The following is a 2,810-nucleotide window of genomic DNA, read 5'->3' as shown; positions in this document are numbered from 1 at the left end:
CCTCCACCACCCCAGCACCCCGAACACCCCCACCAACCCCAGGCGCCCCCGCCAGCCCAGGCGTCCCCGACAGCCCACGCGCCCCGGCCAGCACCCTCACCTCCCCCTCACTGGGCAACAACACCTCCACCCCCTGCACCGCCGCCAGAAACCGCTCCGCCCCGAACCCCGCAAGGAACCCCGCCGACGCCGGATCCACACTCACCGGCACACCACGCGCGCGTGCCGCCGCCAGCGCCGCTGCCGCCGCGCCCCGGCTCGGGCCCGCGAAGAACAAGTAGCCCGACAGGTGCAGCCACCCCACCCCGTCGAGGAGATCCGGTGACCAGTCCGCCTCCGACAGGCGCAGCGACGCCCCGCCGTCCGACAGAAACGTCCGCTCGGCCAACCCACCCGCACTCCCGGCGCCACGCGAACCCCCGCCACCCGCACCCCCGGCGCCACCCGCACCCCCGTCCACCAGGCATATCACCGTCCCCGTAGGCGCCTCGGAGTCGACGACGAGCCGCGGACGTACCCCCGCCCGCCTAAGCGCCTCCTCGTGCCACGCCGCAGAGTCCGCCCCCACCCGCCCCAGCAGCCGCACGTCACCGCACCCCCGGGAAGCCGCCCAGCACGCCACATTGGCGCCCGCGCCACCCGGCAGCGTACGGATCGCCGCGGCCGTGTCCGTGCCCGGAGCGAGCGGCGCACCATGCCGCGCGACGATGTCCGTGACGACGTCACCGACGACCAGCAGCGCCCCGCCCCGCCGCGACGTCACCGCCCGGCCCGGGCCACGGCGATCCGCCCCGCGAGCCGGACGTTGCCCCGCACCGCGGCGAGATTGGCGCTCAGCGAAGCACCGTCGGTGCGCCGCACCAGCTGGTCCAGAAGGAAGGGAGTGACCGCCTGCCCGGTGATGCCCCGCTCGGCGCACGCCTCCAACGCCTCTGCGAGCACGCGCGCGTGCAGCGCGGGATCGAGCTGCTCGGACTCCGGCACGGGGTTCGCCACGAGCAGCGCGGACTCCGGACCGCCGACCGAGTCCTGCGCCCGCATCACCGCGGCGACCTCGGCGGGAGTACGCAGCGTCCAGTCCACCGGATGCCCGGAGTCGGTGAGGTAGAAGCCGGGGAAGCGGTCCGTCCCGTACCCCGCCACCGCGACGCCCAGCGTCTCCAGGCGCTGCAACGTCGCCGCCACGTCCAGGATCGACTTCACGCCCGCGCAGACGACCGTGATGCGCGTCCGGGCGAGCAGCCCCAGGTCGGCGGACTCGTCCTGGGTCACCGTCCACTCCCGGTGCACCCCTCCGAGCCCGCCGGTGGCGAACACCCGCACGCCCGCCCGGGCGGCGAGCAGTGCCGTCGCCGACACGGTCGTCGCCCCGCTCGCCCCCGTGGCGACCGCGAGCGCAAGGTCGCGGTGGCCCAGCTTGCGTATGCCGTCCTCGTTCGCGACCCGCTCCAACTGATCCTTGTGCAGGCCGACATGGGGACACCCGTCCAGGACGGCGATGGTCGCGGGCACGGCCCCCTCGTCCCGTACGACCTCCTCGAGCTCGCGCGCCACCTGGAGATTGCGCGGGCGCGGCAGCCCGTGCGCGATGATCGTGGACTCCAGGGCGACCACGGGCCGCCCGTCCGCCACAGCCGCCTGTACCTCGTCGGACACCACCAAGTCGGGCACCACCAACACGGGCCTGCCTCCTGCCAGTCGGGCCAGTCGGGTCTCTCCTCATCCCTGGCGGTCGCCGCGCCCCGCCAAACCCTTGCGACGCCGGGGGCGGGACAGCAGCCTGAGGGCATGACGGACAACACGGCACGTCTCGACCACGTCGTCCTGTGGGTACAGGACCCCGCCGCGGCAGCCGACTTCTACGAGAAGGTGCTCGGCCTCGAACCCCTGCGCGTCGCCGAGTTCACGGCGGGCAAGGTCTCCTTCCCCTCCGTACGGCTCAACGAGGAGACCATCTTCGACCTCGCCCCGCTGACGCTCGCCGAGCGCATGCGCATGGTCCCGGGCGCGGACAAGAGCGCCGGCCACCCGGTCAACCACGTCTGCCTGGCCCTGCCGGAAACCGCCTTCGATGGGCTGCGTGCCCGTCTGGAGGAGCGCGGGACGCCGGTGTCGGACATCTCGGAAGGCGCGTTCGGCGCCCGGGGCGCGGCCCGCCGCAGCTTCTACTTCCGCGACCCGGACGGGAACATCTTCGAGGCACGGCACTACGGAGAGGAGTGAGAGGCAAGGAGTGAGAGGCCAGGAGCGAGAGGCAAGAGGTGAAGGGCAAGAAGTCAGAGGCAAGAGAAGAGGCCGCCCCCTTCCCGGGCCCGTCTTCCGAAGCCCTCTTCCCGAGCCCCCCGCCGGAGGCCCGCGCGGCCCCCGGCTAGGGTGACCCGCCATGACCACGAATGATCAAGCCGTCGCGCCCTCCTTCGCCGTGCACATTCCGGACGCCGTCCTGGAGGCCGAGCCGCTGGACCCCGGGCAGATCGTCTCCGGCACCCCGGAGGTCACCGGCAAGGTCCTGTGGGAGTCGGCCGACGGCAAGCAGCTGCGCGGCATCTGGCAGATCACGCCCGGCGTGGTCACCGACACCGAGGCCAACGAGCTCTTCGTGGTCGTCAGCGGCCGCGCCACCATCGAGGTCGAGGGCGGCGACGTGATCGAGGTCGGACCCGGTGACGCTGCGGTCCTGCGGGAGGGCGACCGTACGACGTGGACCGTGCACGAGACGCTGCGCAAGGCGTACCACATCACGCTCCCCTGACCGGGTCCGCGACCGCCGTGCCGGGCGCGATCACCGCCACGGCGGCGAACACCGGCAC

At 73.4% G+C, this 2,810-nt stretch carries 4 protein-coding genes; 2 read left to right on the top strand and 2 right to left on the bottom strand.

The genetic code is table 11. The features are described 5' to 3' along the window. Both ACQKIP_RS44395 and ACQKIP_RS44390 read right to left on the bottom strand, forming a co-directional pair. On the bottom strand, nucleotides 1-763 hold a 763-nt coding region (locus ACQKIP_RS44395; protein ID WP_427745590.1), incomplete at its 3' end, for a carbohydrate kinase family protein. Then, a complete protein-coding gene (locus ACQKIP_RS44390) occupies nucleotides 760-1,671 on the bottom strand; it encodes a pseudouridine-5'-phosphate glycosidase (RefSeq protein WP_365853474.1) in 912 nt (303 codons plus the stop codon). The genes ACQKIP_RS44390 and ACQKIP_RS44395, both read right to left, overlap by 4 nt. A gap of 117 nt (nucleotides 1,672-1,788) precedes the next feature. Between ACQKIP_RS44390 and ACQKIP_RS44385 the strand changes: the two genes are divergently transcribed. Both ACQKIP_RS44385 and ACQKIP_RS44380 read left to right on the top strand, forming a co-directional pair. Beyond that, nucleotides 1,789-2,223 (top strand): VOC family protein, encoded by a 435-nt coding sequence (locus ACQKIP_RS44385; RefSeq protein WP_365853069.1) that lies wholly within the window; start codon nucleotides 1,789-1,791, stop codon nucleotides 2,221-2,223. Between the two features lie 160 nt (nucleotides 2,224-2,383). Then, nucleotides 2,384-2,752 (top strand): cupin domain-containing protein, encoded by a 369-nt coding sequence (locus tag ACQKIP_RS44380; protein ID WP_365853071.1) that lies wholly within the window; start codon nucleotides 2,384-2,386, stop codon nucleotides 2,750-2,752. The last annotated feature ends 58 nt before the right edge of the window (nucleotides 2,753-2,810 follow it).

It is taken from the genome of Streptomyces sp. NPDC059900 (assembly GCF_050270335.1).
Classification (GTDB): domain Bacteria; phylum Actinomycetota; class Actinomycetes; order Streptomycetales; family Streptomycetaceae; genus Streptomyces.
Note: the sequence above shows the minus strand (reverse complement) of the source record. Positions and strands in the feature narration are given on the sequence as shown.

Bases quoted from the DNA above. Each gene is read 5' to 3' on its own strand.
- ACQKIP_RS44385 (WP_365853069.1), top strand. From the start codon at position 1,789: ATGACGGACAACACGGCACGTCTCGACCACGTCGTCCTGTGGGTACAG.
- ACQKIP_RS44380 (WP_365853071.1), top strand. From the start codon at position 2,384: ATGACCACGAATGATCAAGCCGTCGCGCCCTCCTTCGCCGTGCACATT.